The organism is Chryseobacterium sp. 14P4.3.2 (assembly GCF_057799275.1).
Window position 1 is genome coordinate 1 of record NZ_JBYOKO010000002.1, and the last position, 20,162, is coordinate 20,162.

A 20,162-nucleotide genomic window follows, 5' to 3' on the forward strand; every position below is an offset into this window, starting at 1 on the left:
TTGGTTAGATGGCTTCAAGTCTTTGTTGATAAGATTTGAAACGTTGGATATTACTTGGAAGAATCTGCACTTTTTGGTGTTTTCCTTAAGACTAATCAAAAAATTAAAAGTTTAAAAGTTTAAACAACTTCATTGTTAATTTACCCGCTGCAAAGTTTGTAACTTTGAGCTAATAATAAAAAAACCACCGCAATTGCGGTGGTTTCTTGCTGTAAAAGTGTTCTGTTTTGTAGATGAAAAGCTATATATTTATTTTAAAAACAATAAGTATATTTACCATTATACTGATCATTTAGGCAATGTCCGTTTAAGTTATATGAAAAATACATCAGGAGCAGCCCAGCCTATTGAAGAAAATAACTATTATCCGTTTGGATTAAAATATACTTCGGGAGGGAATTCTGGAAATCCAGTATATCAGTACAAATACAATGGTAAGGAATTGCAAGAAAGTGGGATGTATGATTATGGCGCGAGGATGTATATGCCGGATGATATCGGACGATGGGGTGTGGTGGATCCGTTGGCGGAGAAAACAAGAAGGTGGACACCATGTGTTTACGCAGCAGATAATCCTATAAGATTTATTGACCCTGATGGAAGAACTTGGGGAGACCCAAAAGACCAAGAGAGGTTAACGAAAAATGTTAATAATAGAATTGAGAGTCTTAATAAAAGTAATGCTGATATTCAAAACAAAATTGATAAAGGAGGTTTGAGTGAAAAAAAAATTGGAGTTTTTATTGCTCAAAGTTGTAAAACGCAAGAATTTAAAAATGAATTTTTAATCGGTACATACGTAAAAAAAGGAAGAACCGATAAAATAGAACTCAAAGATAACAGCTTGTATATCTTGTATAATTCTAAAAATTTAGGAGATTTAGCTTTAGACCAGTGTGATATTTTGTCTAAAGGTCAATGGAAGCAAATAAGTACAGATGTAGTGGATTTAACAAGCGAAAATTACTATTCAAAAGAAGATGGTTACAAGTATGATTTGAAACAAGAAACCAAATTTTCAAAAGATAGTGTGTATATTAATATAAATCTTCATAAAGATTTTGAAACGTCAATACCAACACCTGAGTTTAGTATTTTATTCAATTATAAAACTTCTAAACAAATAGAAACAACGAATAATAAAATTGTAATCTCAAAAAAAGACTATTCTTTAATCGGAGTGAAAAACCAAGTGAATTTAGATTTAGTTTTTAAACCAAGCGGGCAAACCCGCTATTATAATCGTTTAAGATATGAGATTCTTCAAGATTTTCCTTTGGATGTAGAGAAAAATAATTATTTTACGATTAGTCTTCCTAACTTCAATCAATGTTTTTACGAGTTCGAGCCATATTACCATAGTTACATCTATGTAAAGGATAAAAAAACTCTAATGTGGCAAGGAGAAGAATGGATAAAACAATAAACAAAAATCAGCTACGGCATCACAAGTTAATTTTACTGAAGCAATAAGGCCAAGAACTAGAAAAATTGTACCAATGTGTGATAACTGCAAAGCAACTTTTGGAAAATAAAAATATTATTATTTATGTACACAGAAATAGAACAACAGACCTTAGATATAGATTGGTTTTTTACAGATGGTAAGTATATAGGGTTTATAGCGTCTGGAGCTGGTAAATTACCTGAATCAGTAGCTACATCATCGGAAAATAATGAAAAGCTAGTGTCATATTTTAGAAATTTACAAGAAATATCGGAGGTAATAGTAAATCCAAAACTGAATGATTTATTGATCGAAATATTTGGAACAGGTGCTGATGAAAGATATTTATACGATTTTGTTTCTATGACCAAAAAAGGGTTTTATTCGTTTGATAAAATTTATTTAAATAATTTTCTTGACTATGATTATCATTTAGTAACAAGTCCTATGAATCCTTTGACTATAGATGATTTGCCTCAGGATATATTAAATATTATTCTGCAAACTAAGTATTCAGATGGTATGAAGAATGTTATAAATATTGGTAAAATAAACTCAAAGTAGCAGACTTTGAGAAGATAACACAAAAACCACTGCGAAAACGGTGGTTTTATTGTTCTATTTTGTATGTGAAAACAAAACAACCGCCTTTACAGATTATCTGGATGGTTTCCAATATACGGAAGGAAGTTTAAAGTTTTTTCCTGCCTCTGAGGGGTATTTTAATTTTGAAAATAATAAGTATATTTACAATTACACAGATCATTTAGGAAATGTAAGATTGAGTACCGCTTCAGCAAATGGATTATAAATACAATATCCGGGGATGGATGACTCAGAACTGAATTAGATGCATCTGGAAATTTTGTATTGCCATTTGGTCAAAGAAAATCATATTCCCCGCTGCGCAAAGTTTGTAACTTTGAGCTAATAATAAAAAAACCATCGCAATTGCGGTGGTTTCTTGTTGTAAAGAATGTTGTGTTTTTTATATATGAAATAGAACTGCTTAGGTTACAGATTTGTATTAAAATGAGTTTGGTATTGTTCGGGTTTCCTTCGAGTCTCCTTCGAGTGTTCTTCGGTAAAATGATTCTTTTTCCGAAGCTCATCCGAAGAAAACTCGAAGAGCTATCGAAGAAAACAGATCTGAAACCTGTCAAAAGATGTCAAAACCGGTCATTATTTTCAGGAGTGATTGCCTATTGAAAATTCCTTTGTAAATTCGTTCAGGGAACTCAAAAAATACATTAAAATGGTAAGAATAACAAAAGGAATCCTCTCTACCGTACCTGCAGAGTGTGGGTAAAGTAACAATAACAAATCTACAACGATTTTAGAGATCGTTTTGTATTGTAAAAAACGTTGTGTTTTGCATTCTTTCCAAGAATATTAGTACATAAGACATAGAGTTTTTAAATTTGGAAGACTAAAAATCTTATAAATAATTATGACAGAGGGAGAGTTAAAGAATATTAGTGATATATGTAATAAAGCTACAAAAGCACCATGGGTTTCATATATTGAGGGCCGGGATTTTGCATCAGGTTCAGGTTTTATAATGACAGGTAGTAATGAGGAGAGAGATTATGATATGGAGTTTGTAAAAATAAAACCCGAAGATCAGGATTTTATTGCAATGGCAAGAAATGTAATTCCTGTGTTAGTTGATGAAATTATAAAATTAAGATCCTCAGAATAAAAAATGCTTTTGCTCTAAAAAAGTAACAGAATCGTACGAAATAATCTATTTATAATGGCATTTAATAGGCCTTCTTGCGGTTATTTACGATTTACTTTTTTGAAATTATTTATCTTTACCAGCTAATAACTAAAATAACCATTCTCATGAGCGAATTCTCAGGATATGAAAAGATGCCCGATTCTTTGAAAAAACTTGGCCTTACCGAAAAAGATTTATCAAACATGGATAAATTAAAATGGGTGGCAACAGAAAAGATACATGGGGCCAATTTTAGTTTTTCTTATGAGAATGGCCTTCTTAGATACTCCAAAAGAAGAGAATATCTATCCTGGAATGATGATTTTTTTGGTTTCCAGCTTGTTGTAAGCAGACTGGAAGACTCAATCCTCAGATTATTTGAGCATCTGAGTAGTGAAATAGCCGGCAGTAAATATATTCTTTATGGAGAGCTGTTTGGCGGAGAATATCCTCATTCTGAGGTAAAGATTCCAAATGAAAATCTGCGGGCTATACAGACAGGGGTTTACTATGCTCCTGATATTCATTTTTATGCATTCGATATAGCCGTGGAAGATGAGTATGGATCCAAATATTATCTGGATTATGAAACAGTAGTATCTTATGCTCAGCAATTCAATGTTCCTTATGTGCGACCATTATTTATTGGTAAATTTAATGAAGCGGTTAACTTTAATATCAGGATGAATTCTCCGGTTCCGAAAGAGTTAGGATTTCCTGAGCTGGAGCATAATTTGATAGAAGGGGTAGTGGTAAAGCCTTACCAAAAGGAGCCCCTGTTATTCTCCAAACGTCCGATTATTAAAATTAAAAATCCGGAGTTTGAAGAAGAAGAAAAGTTTCATAAAGCAGAAAAATGGTCCTTTATACCTGATATTGCTTCTAAATCTGAAAACCTTTCCTTTATTATTTCCGAAATGAGAACATACGTATCTCAAAACCGCCTGCAAAGTGTAATTTCTAAAATCGGAGCAATAGATATTAATAATTTTCATCGTCTTTCAGAAATACACGTTGAATTTTTACAGGACGTTATTAGTGACTTCAATGAAAACAATGGAAATCTTTTAGACGATTTAATACAGGAAGATAAAGACTGGATTATAGAGCGGATTAAACCTGAAATACAAAAAATAACAGTTGAAGTAAAGTCTTAATGACCTGTTTGGAATCATAGAATAATACAATATAATTAACTTTATATAATGTATGTATATTGTTGTAATATAGTTTTTTATTGCGTTTTAAATAGATTATACTTTAATTATATAAAAAAACAGAGCAAAGGTGCTCTGTTTTGCATTTTTATAGCTTAGATAAATTTATCTCGCGATCAAAATATTTTTTGTAAAAGTCTGATCATTGACTTTTAAGACTCCAACATAAACTCCGTTTTCCAGACCTGAAACATTAATTTTTGTTTCATTGTTTACCTTTAGCATAGACCTTCCGGTAGAAGTGGTGATTTCAAAACTGAAGGTGGCTGCTTTAGGATCCGGTAGTTCAATATTTAAAATACTGCTTGCCGGATTAGGATAAATCTTCATCATTGCCAAAGAGTTTAAAGCTGTTTTAGCTGTTCCGGAAGTTGTAGAGGCAGCGGCGAAATGCTGCAGTGCACCAACGGTTGCTTTTCCGATATTGTAGACATACAAGGGATCTACATTGGCAAAAGTATCCTTACTTGTATGAGGATAGGAACTTCTTATCCTTTCAAAGAAACCGGTAATAACTTCACCTTTCTGCTCAAAAGGAATATAATCTGTGTCTTCGGCCGGATCTACCGCAGTCTGAAGAGGAGAGTAGAGTGCTGTACAGTTTCTGAGCTGCTGTGTTACCGCAGTGGACGCTGCATTATTGCTGGAGACCCCTCCCTGATCTTCATCACAGTAAACAGTATTGTTGTTATTTCCCTTTACTCCGCCTACCTGATCAAGATTAAAAACAAGTTTTATATCCAGTTTACGCACACCGCCTTGATATACAACGTTATTTACATAGTGGCTGCTTCCTCTGAGGCCCTGTTCTTCACCGGAAAAATGGATAAACTTTATAGAATATTCTGTAGGAACATTCTTTAATATCCTTGCAGCCTCCAAAATAATAGAGGTACCACTGCCGTTGTCATTGACTCCTGGACCGTTGATTGTATCAAAATGACCGCAGATAATAACATATTTATTAGGATATAGCGTTCCTGTTTTGGTGATAATAAGGTTCTTAGAACTGGTTGTTCCAAAACTGAAGGGGCTTTCCTCAATCTGGCTGGCCGTATAGCCATAAGAAAGGTACTTGTTTTTGATCCAGGTTAAAGCATTGGCGTTTGCTGCTGACCCCGTAGTTTTTATGCCTAAATTACCAAAGTCCTGAAGATTTGTAGTAATATTAGACTGAGTCACCATATCAGCTCTGTCTTTATAAGCCTGAATAAAGGTTTGGGCACTGATACTTGGCACGATCAGTGTGGCACATAAGAATGTGGTTAGTTTTTTCATATTATTTATTTTGTTTTGGTAACGCGAATGTAGTGAATAAATCACATCTAAGTGTTTAATAGTTTGAAAATATATTGTAATTCATGCTATATCGTTGATTAATAATTAATAAGAAAACCTTTGAAAATAATTCAAAGGCTGTATCAGTATCCTGTCTATAAACAAGATGTTTTTCTTAGTGATAATCGCTTATCTTTCAATCAAAACCTTTCTTACAATAGTTTGATCTCCGGACTTCAGAATCCCGATATAAGCACCATTTTCCAAGCTGGAAACATTGATTTTCTTTTCATTAAGTTTCTTTAAAATAGAGCGTCCTGAGAAATCAGTGATTTCAAAACTGAAGTTTTTAATACTTGAATCTGGTAATTCAAGATTAATGAAATCTTTTACGGGGTTAGGGTAGAGCTTTAAGCTTTCCAGTGAGTTTTTTATAACAGTTTCATGGGTTCCAAGAGTGCCGGTGGCAACGGCAAAATGTTGTAATGCACCTACAGAAGCTTTTCCGATATTGTAAATGTATACAGGATCCGTATTCACAAAGGTGTCATCAGTTGTGTGCGGGTAAGAACTTCTTATCCTTTCAAAAAAACCGGTAATGACTTCACCTTTCTGTTCAAAAGGAATATAATCTGTATCTTCGGCCGGATCTACGGCTGTCTGAAGAGGAGAATAAAGAGCTGTGCAGTTTCTCAGTTCCTGGGTTACTGTTGCTGAGGCTGCGTTATTTGAAGAAAGTCCTCCCAAATCCTGATCACAGTAAACTGTATTATTGTTGTTACCCATTACACCCCCAACCTGATCGAGGTTGAAAACCAGTTTGATATCTAAAACACGGTTTCCTCCCTGATAAGCGACAGTATTTACATAATGATTACTCCCCACAAGTCCCTGTTCCTCACCGGAAAAATGAATGAATTTTATAGAATATTCTGTCGGAACATCTTTAAGAATCCTTGCTGCCTCTAAAATAACAGAAGTTCCGCTGCCGTTATCATTGACACCTAGACCTGTGATGCTGTCAAAATGCCCACAGATGATCACGTACTTATTGGGATATAATGTTCCCGTTTTAGTAATAATTAAATTTTTAGAATTTTTATTCCCAAAGGTAAAAGGATCTTCTTCTATCTGGCCTGCAGTATACCCGTAGGAAAGATACTTACTTTTAAGCCAGGCTAATGCATTGGCGTTGGCTTGTGAGCCCGTAGTTTTTATTCCTAAACCGGCAAATTCCTGAAGATAGGTGGTGATATTTGTTTGGGTAACCATATTGGCCCTGTCCTGGTAAGCCTGCATAAAAGTTTGAGCACTAATATTCTGAGCAGCGATGGAGGCCAGTAAAAAAGTAGCGATTTTCTTCATTTATGATCTCTTATGGCGAATTTCTATTGAAGTTTATTGTCAAAAATATTCTCTCCGCCTGATATTATTTATTTCCCGATGATTAATTTCTTGGTTGTATTTTCCTTGTCTGTTTTTATAGTAACGGTATACACTCCATTGTGAAGACCTGAAGTATTAATTGTATCCTGATTCTCTGAATTCAGAACCAGATTTCCCGCCATATCGCTAATCTCAACCTTAAACTGTTTTACTTTTTGTGAAAATTCCACTTTAAGTACATCTTTAGCAGGATTAGGATAAATTCTGATGTTTTCTGCAGGTTTGGAAGATACCTTAGTTCCCAGCAGGGCATTGACTGTAGACGCAACGGCAAAATGCTGTAATGCTCCCACCGCAGCTTTACCTACATTGAAAACATATACAGGGTCAATGTTAGCAAAAGTATCATTTACAGAATGCTCATTCTCACTTCTTTCATATTCATAAAATCCGGTAATGGTATATCCTTTGGCTTCAAAAGGCATATAATCGGAGCTGTATGCATAAGAAAGATTGGTCTGAAGAGGAGAGTACAGGCTGGTGCAGGTCATCAGCTCCTGAGTAGCTGTATTGGATGCTGCATTATTTGAAGAGACACCTCCTGTATCCCTTTCACAGGTGATCTTATTGTTGGTATTTCCTATAAGTCCGCCTACCTGGTCGATATTTAAGACCAGTTTTATATCCAGTTTCCGGGTGCTGCCTTCGTAAGCTACATTATTTACGTAATGGGTACTGCCCACAAGGCCTTGTTCTTCACCGGAAAAATGAATAAACTTAATAGAGTATTCCGTAGGAACATCTTTTAATATTCTTGCAGCTTCCAGAATAATGGAAGTTCCGCTGCCGTTATCACTTACTCCTGGCCCTACAATCGTATCATAATGTCCGCAGATAATAACATATTTATCCGGATATAATGTTCCCGTTTTTGTGATGATTAGATTTTTTGAACTTGCACTTCCATAGGGGAATGTGTCTTCTGTAATACTGCTGGCAGTATATCCGTAAGACAGATATTTATTTCTGATCCAGTCAGAAGCATTTGTATTTGCCGCTGTACCTGTTTTTTTTACTCCAAAACCTGCAAATTCCTGAAGATTTGTAGTAATATTAGCCTGGGAAACAATGTCAGCCCGATCTTTATAGGATTGAATAAAACTTTGTGCGCCAATACTTTGTATAGCTACGGAAGCCAGCAAAAAAGCTGCAATTCTTTTCATTTTGTTTCTTTCTTTAGAGATTGCTAATATAATAATAAATCACTATTTCTGATTAATAATTAAGGTGGTCTGAGCTATTTTAATTGAATTTTCAATAATAGGATGTTTTGTCCTTTAATATATTATTATAAGAGATTGGTACTCATTGCGTAGGAAGAATTTCGTGAAAACCTGTTTTTTGCTGGTATACTAAACAAAAAATGTAAAGCCGAATTTATCTGTAATATAACTTCAATATTTTGAACGCGATCTTTACGATCAGAAAACATAAACATAAGGCATAAAAAAATCCCGGGAAAATCCCGGGACTTATATTGATAACAAAAATACTATTCTACATTATTTTACTTGATCTACAACAGCTTTGAAAGCTTCAGGGTGATTCATTGCTAAATCTGCTAAAACTTTTCTGTTAAGTTCGATGTTGTTCTTTTTAAGAGCTCCCATAAATTGAGAGTAAGACATTCCGTGCTCTCTAGCTCCCGCGTTGATACGAGTGATCCAAAGTGCTCTGAAGTTTCTCTTCTTCTCTTTTCTACCACGGTAAGCATATTGCATTGCTTTTTCTACCGCGTTTTTAGCTACAGTCCAAACGTTCTTTCTTCTTCCGAAGAAACCTTTAGCTTGCTTAAAAATTTTCTTTCTGCGAGCTCTTGAAGCTACTGCATTTACTGATCTTGGCATAATTTAAATTGTTTTTTTTGAAAAGGGCGGCAACAGAGTTACTCTTATTTGCACCGTTCCAGGGTTAAAATGATGAATTTGTTTGAATTCTTATAAACCGAATATAGATTTATAAAAACTACTTAATTGCTAATTGACGTTGAACGCTTTTTTCATCCACTTTTGCAACATAAGAAGTTTGCGTAAGATTTCTCTTCTGCTTAGTTTCCTTTTTTGTCAAAATGTGGCTTTTGAAAGCATTTTTTCTTTTAATCTTCCCGGTTCCGGTAAGTTTAAAACGTTTCTTAGCACCTGATTTCGTTTTTAATTTTGGCATTGCTTTGCTTTTTTATTGTTTTTGTTATCAATATCTGTTTTGGTTACCCCTAAAGACATTAGGAATAATAGTGTGCAAAAGTACAAAAAAAATCTCAATATTTCCTTTCCAGAACCAGACTTTCTAAAAACATATTGTTTTTCGGGGTCATCTCAATAGTTAATTGCCCGTTTTTGGTATAAATATCGGCATTTAGATCTGCATTTTTCTGTTCTGATTCTGCTATTTTCCAATTTCCAGCCTGAAGAGAGTCAATAGTAAGCTTGTACAAAATTCCTTTATGAATTTTTTTTACCAGTTTATTTCCGGAAAATACACTTTCATTATCTGATGAATGACCGAACAGATACCCTGGAATAATCAATTGATCTCTATTCTTCTTAATTCCTGTATTCTTACCATATTTATTAAAGAATAAGATATATTCCGGTTCCTCTGCCTTTGCTTTTATTTTAATATAGTTGTTGTTAAAAACCTTATTCTTAGTCAGCTGATCACCAATATTGAAATTAAGCTCACCACCAGTATGGAAGATTATAATATCAGGGTTTCTGCTCATCACATAATTAGCATCACCCAATTCGTGGGCTAAAGATCCGGTTCCGAAATTTTTAGGTGGATGTCGGGGGATATAATAATCATTAAGTCCTAACATATCAACTGTGGGTAATTCAGACGAGTAAGGAATACTCCCAGCAGCAGTGACTGCAACCAAAGTCTGATCCGGGAATGTCTTCTTTAACGTTTCCCCGAGCTTTATTCCTCTGAACTCCCATCTTTCATCAATGGCACGTACATTATCTGATATTTTAATTTGGCCTAAACCATTAATGAATAATATAAAAATGAAGATAAAACTTGATTTTCCAGATCCCAGATTGATTTTTCTGATATCATTTAATCCCCAGATAATAGAAAAAACAAACAGGATAAGAACAACATAATAATGCCTGAAAGCAGGGAAAATATCTCCGCCTACCAAAGTAACATAACCCACCCAGGAAACTGTCAATAATAATAAATAGTATCCGAAAAGGCGTTTTTTTCTTAAAAGGTAATAAAGAGCTGCTAATCCTAATCCGGATAATAGCAGAGTGCCCGAAAAGGCTTTAAAATTATAAAAACCACCACGCAAAACATGATGCATAGTAACCTTTACTTTAACCAATGCTGTGTTGGGCACTATTTCGCCATAAAAACGATAACGGAATGCCAGTTGACCCAATAAGAATAATGTGGGTATAATTGCTGTAGCCAGACCTATCCTAATGAACTGGTGTTTGTTCTTTCCATAACAAGCCAATAAAAATCCGGCCGTTAGAATAGTGAATAAAAAACCATCCGGCCTGGTAATCGCTAAAAGTCCTAACCAAAATGACAAAAGGTAAATGGTGTTGAAATTCTTATCATTAATGATCTTTGAAACCTCAATTAAAATTAAAGTTAAAAGAAGCACATACAATGGCTGTTCGAGACCTCCAACAGCCCATACAGGAAAGCAGGGAGTGGTAACCAATAAAATTACAGCAAGAAAGACATATTCTTTTTTTATACTCTGATTCTTAAAGTAATAAAGGATACTTCCCAGAGTTCCCAATGAGCATAAAATACCTAAAACTCTGGCAGCAAGAATAAGATCCATGCCCAGTTTTCCAAATACTGAAACGCCTAAAATCCACAGCAGATTCGAGTATCCTTCAACTGGCTGTCCATCATTCCATGTTAATCCCTTTCCTTCAATAAATCGTTGGACATACCGTAAGGAAATCAAACTGTCATCAGAAAAAAAAGGATAATAATAGAAGCATCCAAGGGAAAAAATAATGACTGCTATGAAAAAAAAGGATAAATATCCTAATCTCATGATTATTATATGTTTATGCTAAACGTTTCCTAAGCTTTTTAGGATAACGACTGCAAAATAACGAAAATATAAAAAAACTACAGATAAAATATCTGTAGTTTTCCTCTTTTTATATTCAATTCAATTATGATTTAAAGAATGCTAAAAGATCTCTGTTGATCGTTTCAGCTTCTGTAGTAGGCATACCGTGTGGGAAACCGGGATAGGAGATCAGTTTACCATTTTTAAGAAGGGTAGCAGCTACTTTCCCTGTTGTCTCAAATGGTACAATCTGATCATCTTCCCCATGCATCACCAAAACAGGAACATCAACACTCTTAAGATCCTCTGTGAAATCAGTTTCTGAAAATGCCTTAACACAGTCATAGTGAGCTTTTATAGAACCGCTCATTCCCTGTCTCCACCAGTTTCTCTGGATGCCTTCGGAAACTTTGGCCCCTTCTCTGTTATAACCATAAAAAGGGAAGGTAAGATCAATGAAAAACTGCTGTCTGTGTTTTGCCGTATTATTTCGGATATCATCAAAAACAGAAATCGGAACTCCGTTAGGGTTGTTCTCATTCTGAACCATAATCGGAGTAACAGCACTTACTAAAACAGCCTTCGAAACTCTTCCTTTGCCATGTTTTGAAACATATCTGATCACTTCACCTCCTCCGGTAGAGTGTCCCACATGAATGACATCTTTCAGATCCAAAGCCTGAACAATTTCAGCAACATCAGAAGCGTAAGTGTCCATATCATTTCCGTAAGGAGTCTGCTCAGATCTTCCGTGGCCTCTTCTGTCATGAGCAATTACTCTGTATCCCTGTTCCAGGAAGAAAAACATCTGTGCGTCCCAGTCATCGCTTGATAAAGGCCATCCATGATGAAAGAAAATGGTTGGTCCTTTGCCCCAGTCTTTGTAGTAAATTTCAGTTCCGTCTTTTAATGTAAGTGTACTCATAGGTTTATTTTTGTTAGATTAATACATGACAAATCTGTTTTCGATTTTCATATTCACAAATTTATATTGAAAATTTTCACTAAACATTGATCTAAGGTAATGTTTTGATTAAAATATCGAAGCAATAAAACATATCATTAACGTTAATTTAACAGGAGATTTAAAGAACTTTAGAACTTATAAAATTAAAATGTGGGTGATAATTGAGATTGTTTGACTTTTCCATTCTATTTATCTATAAAAGTTAGGTGAAAAAAATATTTTTGAAATCAAAAATTACCCGGTGGATCCATTCCAGGATGAAGATCTGTATTGTGAAGTAAAGGATGAGAATTTCAGATTATTGCCTAAAGAAATAAGGTTGAAAGCGAAAAAGCTATTGAAAGATGCCAGCAAAGGAATACACTAGATCTATTAAAAACCACTATTATCAGGGATATTTGTATCCGTTTCCTTTAATTATCTTTCATTAAAAATAAAGCGGTGAAAAACTTCATGATTTTAACCTCATTTTTAGCGTTGGTTAGCTGTAAAGCGGATGCTCAAAAATTAAAATTTTTTACGATTTTTAGTGAACCCAAAAAGGTTACAAAAAAAGTTTCGGAAACAGGTAAAACACATACATATAAAACTCGTCAGGAAGTTACAGAACGCCTTGATCTCCTCATTTTTATGCTTTCCAAAAATGATGAAACACTTAAATTTCGAATACAAGGAAATATCAGTTCCAGTGGGCATAGCATTCGTCAGGTCAGAAAAATGCGGTATGAAAAAGGAGAACAAAATGGCAATTTCATTACCCTTAGATATTTTGTGGAGATCAAAAAAATCCCAGGTAAAGAAAGCGCTGATGTAAAAGGTTACAATTATTCAAAAGACGAAACCTATACAATACCTAAAGATGTTAAAGTAATAAATATTGAATTGTACGAAGACCGGATTAATGATACATCAGTTACAAAACCAAAATTGATCGCTCAACAAACCTTTAATTTCTTTGATAGAATTTAAAGGTCTGAAAATGATAACACGCAATACAGACTTTGTATAAAATTGAATACATAATTATACACTAAGCTACAATGAAAAATATTTTTGTTTTCTCATTTTTGAGCGTAATTTTGGTAATGCTCTTAAGTTGCAAAGATCCTGAAAGAAAAAAAACAAATTTCCATAATTATCTGAAAAATACCAACTGGATTGTTGATAGTGGAGGACTGGTGATCCCAGATGGCGAAAAAACCTATAGCCTGTCTAAAAAAATAGATACTGTACTGATCTTCAATTTTCATGCAATCAACTTTTTGGATGAAGAAAAATTTGAAAGTTATGATAGCTGGGAATGTGGCAATGATTGTTTTACAGAAGTATTTGGGAGATATTATTTTACAGAAACCCACCAGATAGATATGAAAGTTGATAGTATCAATCAGTCGGGAACCTGCGAAGGGCCTACCAAGATTTTTAAGCCGTCAGAAGACATGTCTTTTAACCTTATAAAAGAAGGAGGACGGCTAAAACTCATAAGAAAATAGATGGAAAAACTATATGATAATAATTTCAACAGACTGGGATTGAAGGTAGAAGATAAAAGAAGATCAGAAAGATTGCTCCATTTGATAGTAAAAGATTCCGGCCAATCTTTCGGTGAACAACATGGTTTCGAAACCGAAACCGATCAGCCGGTATTTTACCTATATTTACATTCTTTACAATAACAAAATTCAATAAAGGTAAGGGTTTGATGTACAGGTGGTTATTTATATTTATTTTATGTATTTGTCCTTTTTTTGGTCAGGCACAAGATGTTATAAGCAAATTAGAGAAGGAATATGACAATGCTTCAAACAAAGCGATAGAACAGTTAGATCTCGCTCCTAAGTATGCAAAAGCGCTATTTTTACATAACTTAAAATCAAGATCCTACCAGATTTTAGATGCCAGTATTCCCATTGCAGCCAAACAAAAGGATGGGAAATATGCAACCATTTTGTATGCTGTTCAGGCCATGAATTATCGACTAGATAATAAAGGAACAGAGGCTTTAAAAAGTCTTGATCTGGCAAAGGCGTATAGTTTAAAAACCAACAGTAACGAGGCTAAAGGGTACTTTCAATACGCAAAGGGCTGGATTTTAATACGTAATAATAAAACGACAGATGCCGTTGCCGCTTACCTGAAAGCCATTGAACACTATGAAAATTCACCAACGACTTCTACGCTATACGGAAGATTTGCTACCGTAGTTAAAGAATTATCCACTATTTATTCCAATCTCAATGAATATCAGCTGGAAGAAAAATACAGTAAGCAGTTTTTAGTGTTGGCATCCAAACAAAATGATCCTAATCTTATCTTTGATGCATATATGCGAATGGGCTACGTATATGAACAAAAATATGCACAGAATCCCTCGAATATAGATTTTAGAAATAAAGCAGAGCAGTATTATTTGCAGTCTGTTAAGACTTTCAATAAAAATATGGAGGCTATGCTTAATAAGACCAATCTTTCTTATGCTGCCATCAATCTGGCCAATTTGTATACTGATTTTGACAGGGATAAGGCCATGCAGTATGCTCGGCTGGCCAATGCCGTGAGCCTGGAAACCGGCGAGGCTATTCATATCGCTTCTTCATTTGGTATTTTGGCGGAATTGGCTATACAGGATAAGAATTATGATCTGGCAAAGTCTTACTTTCTGAAAGCCTCTATGGAAATCGGGAAAAGCCCGGTTAGAGATCATAATATAGAATTGTCTATTCTTGAATCTTTATCCAGGATTAGTGAAGAGCAGGGCAATTACAAGGAGGCACTGACTTATTATAAAAGTTATGTGGATAAATACAAAAGTGTTTACGATCAGGAAAAACTCGATATTACCAAAAGATTAGAATCGCAGTTTGACAAAGAAAGACAGGAGCAAAAGTACATAAAGCTGCAGCTGGAAAGCGATAAGAAGGCACAACAAATTAAGCTGATCAACATATTGCGGGGACAACGTGAGCAGGTCTACAACAACTTGAAGCTGGTAGAAGAAAATCAACGGGAACGTCTGAAATTTTCAGAATTGGAATCAGAGAAAAAAGAACAGCAGCTTCGTCTGGCAAAGTTAGAAGCTGAACAAAAGAACAACGATATTAGCAACTTTAAAAAACTGTTGACATTCAAGGAAAAGATCAATACCTATTACATTGTTTTTATCTTCATTTTTATTATTTTGATTATCTTATTGCTTTATGCCTATAAGCAACGTGCAAAATCCATGAAGCAAAGAGACGAACTGCATGTCCTTGCTCTGGAAAAAGAGAAACAGAATTCAGAATTGTCTACCCTTACGGCTTTGCTGGAAGGTCAGGAGCAGGAGCGGGGCCGTTTAGCCCGTGATCTTCATGACGGATTAGGAGGACTGCTTTCAGGTACTAAACTTCAGTTGTCTTCTTTAGACCCTCACCAATCCGAAAATATTGAAGCCGAAATTTCAAAATCGATTACACAGATTGATGGTGCTGTAGAAGAATTGAGGCGGGTAGCGCATAATTTAATGCCTGATTTATTAATGAAATACGGTTTGGAAGCAGCCATTCAGGAGTTTGCTTCCCGCATGTCCAATACTGCATTGAATATCCACACAGAATTTATCAGTTATACGAATTCCATATCAGAAGAAAAACAGTTGATCCTATACAGAATCATCCAGGAATTAGTCAACAATGCTATTAAGCATGCCGAGACGTCCGAAATTATTGTTCAGATAAGCGAAGAGAAAAACGTATTAAATCTTACTGTAGAGGATAACGGTAGTGGCTTTGACCCTAAAACCTTAGACGTAAGAAAAACAGCAGGTTTTCATAATATAGAATCACGAGTCCAATTTTTAAAAGGAACGATGAATATCACATCCGAGCTGAATATTGGGACCAGTATAGAACTTCAAATTCCTATTCATTAGACATGATAAAAGTAGCCATCACAGACGATCATCCACTTCTAGTAGAAGGGTTGAAAAATATTTTAGGAAATAGCGATACAATAGATGTTGTAGATTGTTTCAAAAGCGCTTCGGAAATGAATGCAGGCCTGGCAAAACAAGACATCGATATCTTACTGCTGGACATCAATCTGGCAGATATCAACAGTATTGAACTTATAAAACCTTTAAAGAAAAAGTACGGGAGCCTCCATATTATTATGCTCAGTGTTCACAATGAACTTCCGGTGATCAACAGTACATTGTCCGAAGGCGCTTTAGGATACATTCAGAAAAATGCTTCCGTTTCCGAAATCCTGGAAGGTATTACTACCGTATATGCCGGTAACCAGTTTTTATGTTCGCAGACAAAGTCTGTTTTAGAGAAAAAAATTTCGGATGGTTTGCACCAGGTTCCGAAATTAACACGAAGAGAAAAGGAAATTTTGGCCGAAGCAGCAAAAGGGCTTACGACCAATCAGATGGCTGAAAAGCTTTTTATCAGCCCGCATACCGTGGAAAGCCACCGGAAAAATCTAATTGAAAAATTTCAAACTTCTAATCTTAGCTCTGCCATTAAACTGGCCATAGAATATGGTTTGATTATTGAATAGAACATTCATCAGTCAAAAAGGTCTGCTTACATCGTAAAAGCAGACCTTTTTTATATAATCAAATAATCAGGTGTGTAATCTTAATCTTGAAATTTCAATGTTGCTTTAAACAGATTTTTCTTTCCTGTTAAATCATATTCCTCGTTATATATTGGCTCATACATTAATAGATAAACGCTTCCGTCAAAATCTCTTAAATTGACAGGCTGATCTGCCATGATATCATAAAACCTTGTGACAGTACGCGTAGCCGTCCATTGTTTTGAGTTTCCTTTAGGATTTTTATCGAATCTGTGATCTTTTGCATCTGTATAATACCAGTAGGACGGAGCCTGATCCATTAAAAACAATTCCTTATCCTTGTTATACAGCTCCTCCGCCATACCCGTATTCTGAAACCATGCAGCCTCACTGTTGAAAGTCCCCAGAGCTCCTGCATAAATATCCTTATTCGTTGTTGCTCCAATTAAAAAACCTTCCATATTGTTAGACGTGATTTCAAATAGGAAAGGAGATCTTTTCAGATCATAAACATCATTTACAGGCTCAATTACTTTTCCGTCCTGCTTAATAATTACTTTTAACGATTGTGCAAAAGTCATTAAGCTTAGTAAAGAAAAAAGAACAGCTAAACTTATTTTTTTCATTGTATATTTTTAAATAATTGCAGCAAAGATATTGGACTTTGCCTCTATAAACACTGGCTGATTTCAGGGGTTTTTATTCTGTTTAAAACCCAGATTTCTCTTCCTGTTTTTTTCGCATGATCCTACCTACTAAAGCAGATTAGCTTTCAACTGAATTTTTATGAAAGAGGCCTTCTGTTTTTTACCATTTGACGGAGCTGAATTGGTAGGATATACTTCAGCATAAAAAGTATCATTCTCTGCCCAGTAAGCTTTTGACTCATCAGCTATTTTGAAGTTGGTAAAGTTTACATACAACAGATATTCCTGATTATGGCTTTGTTCCAGATATTTACTGATTGTAAAATCACTTCCGGTATCATGATTTGAAGAAGCATAGGAGATCAGACTTTTATGAGGAAGAATCTGAGGATAACCACCCGTAAATATGGCAAAATTGGCTGAAGATTTTACACTGTAAAAAGAGTAGTATACATCCGGTGTATCTACAGATTCTTCTTTAAAAATCTCTAACTGAAGATAGGGTGACTGTCCTACATATTCATTAGATAAAAGCCCATCTTCTGTAGATACATTCTGATGTTGAGCAATTACCTTCTCTTTTCCATTTTCATTGTATACCCAGTTTCCACCTTTCAATTGTATAAGTGGATTCTTTACTAAAACTTCGTCGATTCGTTTTTTAGAGACTGTTTTAAATTCCTGTTCCGAAACTTCTGTGATTGTGCCAAACTTTTTGAATGATTTATTCTTAAAATCATCAGTCCCTTTAAACGTACTGCTTCTGATCTGGTAAAGATCAAGACCCTGCAAAGTCATATCAAATGATGCGGTGAATTCTGATTTCAGGACAAAAGCTTCAATGCTGTTCGAAATATTATTGTTAATGCTGTAATGAATAGAGTAGAAGTCATCAAACTCTTCAAATCCATAATAATTATCAAGTTTATGATAAGCCGTTTTCAGGTAGGGCGCATCTTTATCCGGAGCGATAAAGAACCTTACAGAATCAAGCTTTGTAAATAATTGAAAGGGAACATCCTGCACATTGTCTACACCTTTTATCTTTTTGAAATCAGCAAACGTGATGCTTCTCTGTGTAACTGCAGCTTCGGGTTTATTCGTTTCCGGTGCTTTATTTTGCTGATTACATCCCACAAAAGCAACTATTATAGATGGCATAAACAATTGAGATAAGGTTTTCATTTTCTAAATTTTTGACCAAAGGTATCAGTATTCCGAGCAGTGACCAACAAAACTGTATTATACAGGGAATAAATGGCTGAAAACAGGGATATTTTGGATGATAAATTTTAAACAATTTTGCAACAGATAAACGTAGTACTGTAAATTATTTTAATAGAAATGAAAAATGTAATAATCAGCTGCTCGGCTGCGCTCGCCTTACTAATTTCCTGTTCGCCTTCCACAGAAAAAAAAGTAGATAAAGGAACTTCTACAGAGATAAAAAAAGACACTATTTCTGGATCTGAGCCGGTAAAAAATGCTATATCAAAAGTTGATATACCAGATGATTTTTCAGCATTAGTTCCTATTGATATATTGAATAGCAAAAGTACCGATGTATATGAAAAATATGGTATAGAATTCTCTGGAAACTGTTATTCATGTGATTTGGTAAGCCTATCCATCACAAAGGATAAAATGATATGGACCAATATCTGTGATGAAAAGGATACTTTTAAAATTGTTGATTTCTCAATCTCTGCTGAAGGGAACAAAATTATTTTAAAAACCTCAGAAAGAGTTTATATTTTAACTCAAATAGATAAAGCACCTGTTTACGAACTGGTTATCGAAGGTCAGAAACTGGATTTAAATAATAAAAGAATATCCAGATACTTTACAACCAAAAAAGCATTAGCTATGTTCAAAGAGCACGATTGCGGCGACTTTGAAGGATAGTACAATCTTGTAAAACTTATTTTAGAAAATTAAAAGTTGATCCGGACCATAAAATATGATGGGTCAACGGGCAGTCTTAAAAGTTGGGGGAGAATCTTTAATTACTTAAAAAAAACTTGCATTTAAAATGATTTACCTGTATAAAAAACACAAAAATAATATATAATTATTTTATTCGTAAGTAAGCTGTATAACCATTTATGGATATGCTTAGAAACAATCAAGCATTTCTGAAAACAGAGCATCCAATACCGTGAAATTTAAATTGCATGAGCCAGCTTCCCCAACTTTGACGATTGATCCGGACCAATCGTCTTTTTTTTATCTGTTTTAGAAGATGTCACCATAAAAAAACCTCAAATTTCTTTGAGGTTTAATATGTAAAATAATGACTTAATTATTTTGCTGGCTTTTTAGGACTCATCATCATGATCATCCTTTTTCCTTCAAGCTTAGGAAGCTGGTCTACTTTACCTACGTGCTCCAGTTCCTGAGCAAGTTTTAAAAGTAAAATTTCTCCCTGATCCTTAAAGATAATTGAACGTCCTTTAAAAAATACGTAGGTCTTTAGCTTAGAACCTTCTTCAAGGAATTTTTCAGCGTGCTTCTTCTTGAATTCATAATCATGGTCATCTGTCTGAGGTCCGAAACGGATCTCTTTTACAACCACTTTTACTTGCTTAGCCTTAAGTTCCTTCTGCTTTTTCTTTTGCTCATATAAGAATTTTTTATATTCCAATATTCTTGCAATAAAAGGTTCAGCCTTGTCAGAAATTACTACTAAATCCAATTCCTGTTCCGCAGCAATTTGTCTTGCCTTGTCAATTGGATAAATTCCTGGCTCTACGTTATCGCCCACCAAACGAAGCTCTCTCACACGAATTTTATCGTTGATCAAGTGTAAGTCCTCTTGTACCGGAC

The 20,162-nt window shown here is 34.7% G+C and carries 21 protein-coding genes and 1 pseudogene; 12 read left to right on the forward strand and 10 right to left on the reverse strand.

What is annotated here, in order from left to right; translation table 11 throughout:
• Nucleotides 1-244: 244 nt before the first annotated feature.
• From AC27VX_RS03540 to AC27VX_RS03560, 5 genes and pseudogenes are all read left to right on the forward strand, one after another.
• A pseudogene (locus AC27VX_RS03540) lies at nucleotides 245-604 on the forward strand (RHS repeat domain-containing protein); the annotation flags it as partial.
• Nucleotides 605-1,549: 945 nt separating this feature from the next.
• On the forward strand, nucleotides 1,550-2,011 hold the full coding sequence (locus AC27VX_RS03545) for a hypothetical protein (RefSeq protein ID WP_236859209.1): 462 nt from the start codon (nucleotides 1,550-1,552) through the stop codon (nucleotides 2,009-2,011).
• 40 nt (nucleotides 2,012-2,051) lie between these two features.
• Nucleotides 2,052-2,258, forward strand: a complete 207-nt coding sequence (locus tag AC27VX_RS03550) for a hypothetical protein (protein ID WP_488694324.1) — start codon at nucleotides 2,052-2,054, stop codon at nucleotides 2,256-2,258.
• A 639-nt stretch (nucleotides 2,259-2,897) separates the two neighbouring features.
• The gene (locus tag AC27VX_RS03555) at nucleotides 2,898-3,149 is read left to right on the forward strand and encodes a hypothetical protein (protein WP_488693881.1); all 252 of its coding nucleotides are present in this window, start codon (nucleotides 2,898-2,900) and stop codon (nucleotides 3,147-3,149) included.
• Nucleotides 3,150-3,295: 146 nt separating this feature from the next.
• Nucleotides 3,296-4,327: an RNA ligase family protein gene (locus tag AC27VX_RS03560; RefSeq protein WP_488693883.1), complete on the forward strand. Its 1,032-nt coding sequence runs from the start codon at nucleotides 3,296-3,298 to the stop codon at nucleotides 4,325-4,327.
• Nucleotides 4,328-4,492: 165 nt separating this feature from the next.
• Here AC27VX_RS03560 and AC27VX_RS03565 read toward each other — a convergent pair whose 3' ends face one another.
• The 7 genes from AC27VX_RS03565 to AC27VX_RS03595 all read right to left on the reverse strand — a co-directional run bounded on the left by AC27VX_RS03565 (nucleotide 4,493) and on the right by AC27VX_RS03595 (nucleotide 12,084).
• Entirely contained in the window at nucleotides 4,493-5,665 is a 1,173-nt protein-coding gene (locus tag AC27VX_RS03565) for a M28 family peptidase (RefSeq protein WP_488693885.1), read from the reverse strand.
• Nucleotides 5,666-5,854: 189 nt separating this feature from the next.
• The gene (locus tag AC27VX_RS03570; RefSeq protein WP_488693886.1) at nucleotides 5,855-7,030 is read right to left on the reverse strand and encodes a M28 family peptidase; all 1,176 of its coding nucleotides are present in this window, start codon (nucleotides 7,028-7,030) and stop codon (nucleotides 5,855-5,857) included.
• Between the two features lie 68 nt (nucleotides 7,031-7,098).
• Nucleotides 7,099-8,274: a M28 family peptidase gene (locus tag AC27VX_RS03575; RefSeq protein ID WP_488693888.1), complete on the reverse strand. Its 1,176-nt coding sequence runs from the start codon at nucleotides 8,272-8,274 to the stop codon at nucleotides 7,099-7,101.
• 339 nt (nucleotides 8,275-8,613) lie between these two features.
• Nucleotides 8,614-8,958 carry a 50S ribosomal protein L20 gene (gene rplT, locus AC27VX_RS03580; RefSeq protein WP_100375628.1) on the reverse strand — a complete coding sequence of 115 codons (345 nt, stop codon included), beginning with the start codon at nucleotides 8,956-8,958 and terminating at the stop codon, nucleotides 8,614-8,616.
• A 118-nt stretch (nucleotides 8,959-9,076) separates the two neighbouring features.
• Nucleotides 9,077-9,274: a 50S ribosomal protein L35 gene (rpmI, locus tag AC27VX_RS03585; protein WP_236859219.1), complete on the reverse strand. Its 198-nt coding sequence runs from the start codon at nucleotides 9,272-9,274 to the stop codon at nucleotides 9,077-9,079.
• Nucleotides 9,275-9,368: 94 nt separating this feature from the next.
• The gene (locus AC27VX_RS03590; RefSeq protein WP_488693890.1) at nucleotides 9,369-11,138 is read right to left on the reverse strand and encodes a DUF8728 domain-containing protein; all 1,770 of its coding nucleotides are present in this window, start codon (nucleotides 11,136-11,138) and stop codon (nucleotides 9,369-9,371) included.
• A 124-nt stretch (nucleotides 11,139-11,262) separates the two neighbouring features.
• On the reverse strand, nucleotides 11,263-12,084 hold the full coding sequence (locus tag AC27VX_RS03595) for an alpha/beta fold hydrolase (RefSeq protein WP_488693892.1): 822 nt from the start codon (nucleotides 12,082-12,084) through the stop codon (nucleotides 11,263-11,265).
• A 283-nt stretch (nucleotides 12,085-12,367) separates the two neighbouring features.
• Here AC27VX_RS03595 and AC27VX_RS03600 point away from each other — a divergent pair, with 283 nt between their 5' ends.
• From AC27VX_RS03600 to AC27VX_RS03625, 6 genes are all read left to right on the forward strand, one after another.
• Nucleotides 12,368-12,493, forward strand: coding sequence for a hypothetical protein (locus AC27VX_RS03600; protein ID WP_488693894.1), 126 nt, complete (start codon nucleotides 12,368-12,370; stop codon nucleotides 12,491-12,493).
• Nucleotides 12,494-12,567: 74 nt separating this feature from the next.
• Nucleotides 12,568-13,095, forward strand: a complete 528-nt coding sequence (locus AC27VX_RS03605) for a hypothetical protein (RefSeq protein WP_488693896.1) — start codon at nucleotides 12,568-12,570, stop codon at nucleotides 13,093-13,095.
• A gap of 71 nt (nucleotides 13,096-13,166) precedes the next feature.
• Nucleotides 13,167-13,619: a hypothetical protein gene (locus AC27VX_RS03610; RefSeq protein ID WP_488693898.1), complete on the forward strand. Its 453-nt coding sequence runs from the start codon at nucleotides 13,167-13,169 to the stop codon at nucleotides 13,617-13,619.
• The gene (locus AC27VX_RS03615) at nucleotides 13,620-13,802 is read left to right on the forward strand and encodes a hypothetical protein (protein ID WP_488693900.1); all 183 of its coding nucleotides are present in this window, start codon (nucleotides 13,620-13,622) and stop codon (nucleotides 13,800-13,802) included. It abuts the gene before it with no gap.
• Nucleotides 13,803-13,828: 26 nt separating this feature from the next.
• Complete coding sequence (locus tag AC27VX_RS03620; RefSeq protein WP_488693902.1) at nucleotides 13,829-16,036, forward strand: tetratricopeptide repeat-containing sensor histidine kinase; 2,208 nt, start codon at nucleotides 13,829-13,831, stop codon at nucleotides 16,034-16,036.
• Between the two features lie 2 nt (nucleotides 16,037-16,038).
• Nucleotides 16,039-16,668, forward strand: a complete 630-nt coding sequence (locus tag AC27VX_RS03625; RefSeq protein WP_488693904.1) for a response regulator — start codon at nucleotides 16,039-16,041, stop codon at nucleotides 16,666-16,668.
• 80 nt (nucleotides 16,669-16,748) lie between these two features.
• Here the strand turns inward: AC27VX_RS03625 and AC27VX_RS03630 are convergent, their stop codons facing one another.
• Together AC27VX_RS03630 and AC27VX_RS03635 are read right to left on the reverse strand one after the other, a co-directional pair.
• Nucleotides 16,749-17,315, reverse strand: a complete 567-nt coding sequence (locus AC27VX_RS03630) for a hypothetical protein (RefSeq protein WP_488693906.1) — start codon at nucleotides 17,313-17,315, stop codon at nucleotides 16,749-16,751.
• 129 nt (nucleotides 17,316-17,444) lie between these two features.
• Nucleotides 17,445-18,521 carry a resolvase gene (locus AC27VX_RS03635; RefSeq protein ID WP_488693908.1) on the reverse strand — a complete coding sequence of 359 codons (1,077 nt, stop codon included), beginning with the start codon at nucleotides 18,519-18,521 and terminating at the stop codon, nucleotides 17,445-17,447.
• A gap of 159 nt (nucleotides 18,522-18,680) precedes the next feature.
• Here AC27VX_RS03635 and AC27VX_RS03640 point away from each other — a divergent pair, with 159 nt between their 5' ends.
• The gene (locus tag AC27VX_RS03640) at nucleotides 18,681-19,241 is read left to right on the forward strand and encodes a hypothetical protein (RefSeq protein WP_488693910.1); all 561 of its coding nucleotides are present in this window, start codon (nucleotides 18,681-18,683) and stop codon (nucleotides 19,239-19,241) included.
• 397 nt (nucleotides 19,242-19,638) lie between these two features.
• Here the strand turns inward: AC27VX_RS03640 and infC are convergent, their stop codons facing one another.
• Nucleotides 19,639-20,139, reverse strand: a complete 501-nt coding sequence (infC, locus tag AC27VX_RS03645; RefSeq protein WP_172625635.1) for a translation initiation factor IF-3 — start codon at nucleotides 20,137-20,139, stop codon at nucleotides 19,639-19,641.
• Nucleotides 20,140-20,162 lie beyond the last annotated feature (23 nt).

Excerpts from the sequence above, each read along its gene's own strand:
- AC27VX_RS03565 (WP_488693885.1), bottom strand. The coding sequence starts at position 5,665 with ATGAAAAAACTAACCACATTCTTATGTGCCACACTGATCGTGCCAAGT.
- AC27VX_RS03640 (WP_488693910.1), top strand. The coding sequence starts at position 18,681 with ATGAAAAATGTAATAATCAGCTGCTCGGCTGCGCTCGCCTTACTAATT.
- AC27VX_RS03595 (WP_488693892.1), bottom strand. The coding sequence starts at position 12,084 with ATGAGTACACTTACATTAAAAGACGGAACTGAAATTTACTACAAAGAC.
- rplT (WP_100375628.1), bottom strand. The coding sequence starts at position 8,958 with ATGCCAAGATCAGTAAATGCAGTAGCTTCAAGAGCTCGCAGAAAGAAA.
- AC27VX_RS03630 (WP_488693906.1), bottom strand. The coding sequence starts at position 17,315 with ATGAAAAAAATAAGTTTAGCTGTTCTTTTTTCTTTACTAAGCTTAATG.
- AC27VX_RS03555 (WP_488693881.1), top strand. The coding sequence starts at position 2,898 with ATGACAGAGGGAGAGTTAAAGAATATTAGTGATATATGTAATAAAGCT.
- AC27VX_RS03620 (WP_488693902.1), top strand. The coding sequence starts at position 13,829 with ATGTACAGGTGGTTATTTATATTTATTTTATGTATTTGTCCTTTTTTT.
- AC27VX_RS03545 (WP_236859209.1), top strand. The coding sequence starts at position 1,550 with ATGTACACAGAAATAGAACAACAGACCTTAGATATAGATTGGTTTTTT.
- AC27VX_RS03560 (WP_488693883.1), top strand. The coding sequence starts at position 3,296 with ATGAGCGAATTCTCAGGATATGAAAAGATGCCCGATTCTTTGAAAAAA.
- AC27VX_RS03635 (WP_488693908.1), bottom strand. The coding sequence starts at position 18,521 with ATGAAAACCTTATCTCAATTGTTTATGCCATCTATAATAGTTGCTTTT.
- AC27VX_RS03625 (WP_488693904.1), top strand. The coding sequence starts at position 16,039 with ATGATAAAAGTAGCCATCACAGACGATCATCCACTTCTAGTAGAAGGG.
- AC27VX_RS03590 (WP_488693890.1), bottom strand. The coding sequence starts at position 11,138 with ATGAGATTAGGATATTTATCCTTTTTTTTCATAGCAGTCATTATTTTT.
- rpmI (WP_236859219.1), bottom strand. The coding sequence starts at position 9,274 with ATGCCAAAATTAAAAACGAAATCAGGTGCTAAGAAACGTTTTAAACTT.
- AC27VX_RS03575 (WP_488693888.1), bottom strand. The coding sequence starts at position 8,274 with ATGAAAAGAATTGCAGCTTTTTTGCTGGCTTCCGTAGCTATACAAAGT.
- AC27VX_RS03570 (WP_488693886.1), bottom strand. The coding sequence starts at position 7,030 with ATGAAGAAAATCGCTACTTTTTTACTGGCCTCCATCGCTGCTCAGAAT.
- AC27VX_RS03610 (WP_488693898.1), top strand. The coding sequence starts at position 13,167 with ATGAAAAATATTTTTGTTTTCTCATTTTTGAGCGTAATTTTGGTAATG.
- AC27VX_RS03615 (WP_488693900.1), top strand. The coding sequence starts at position 13,620 with ATGGAAAAACTATATGATAATAATTTCAACAGACTGGGATTGAAGGTA.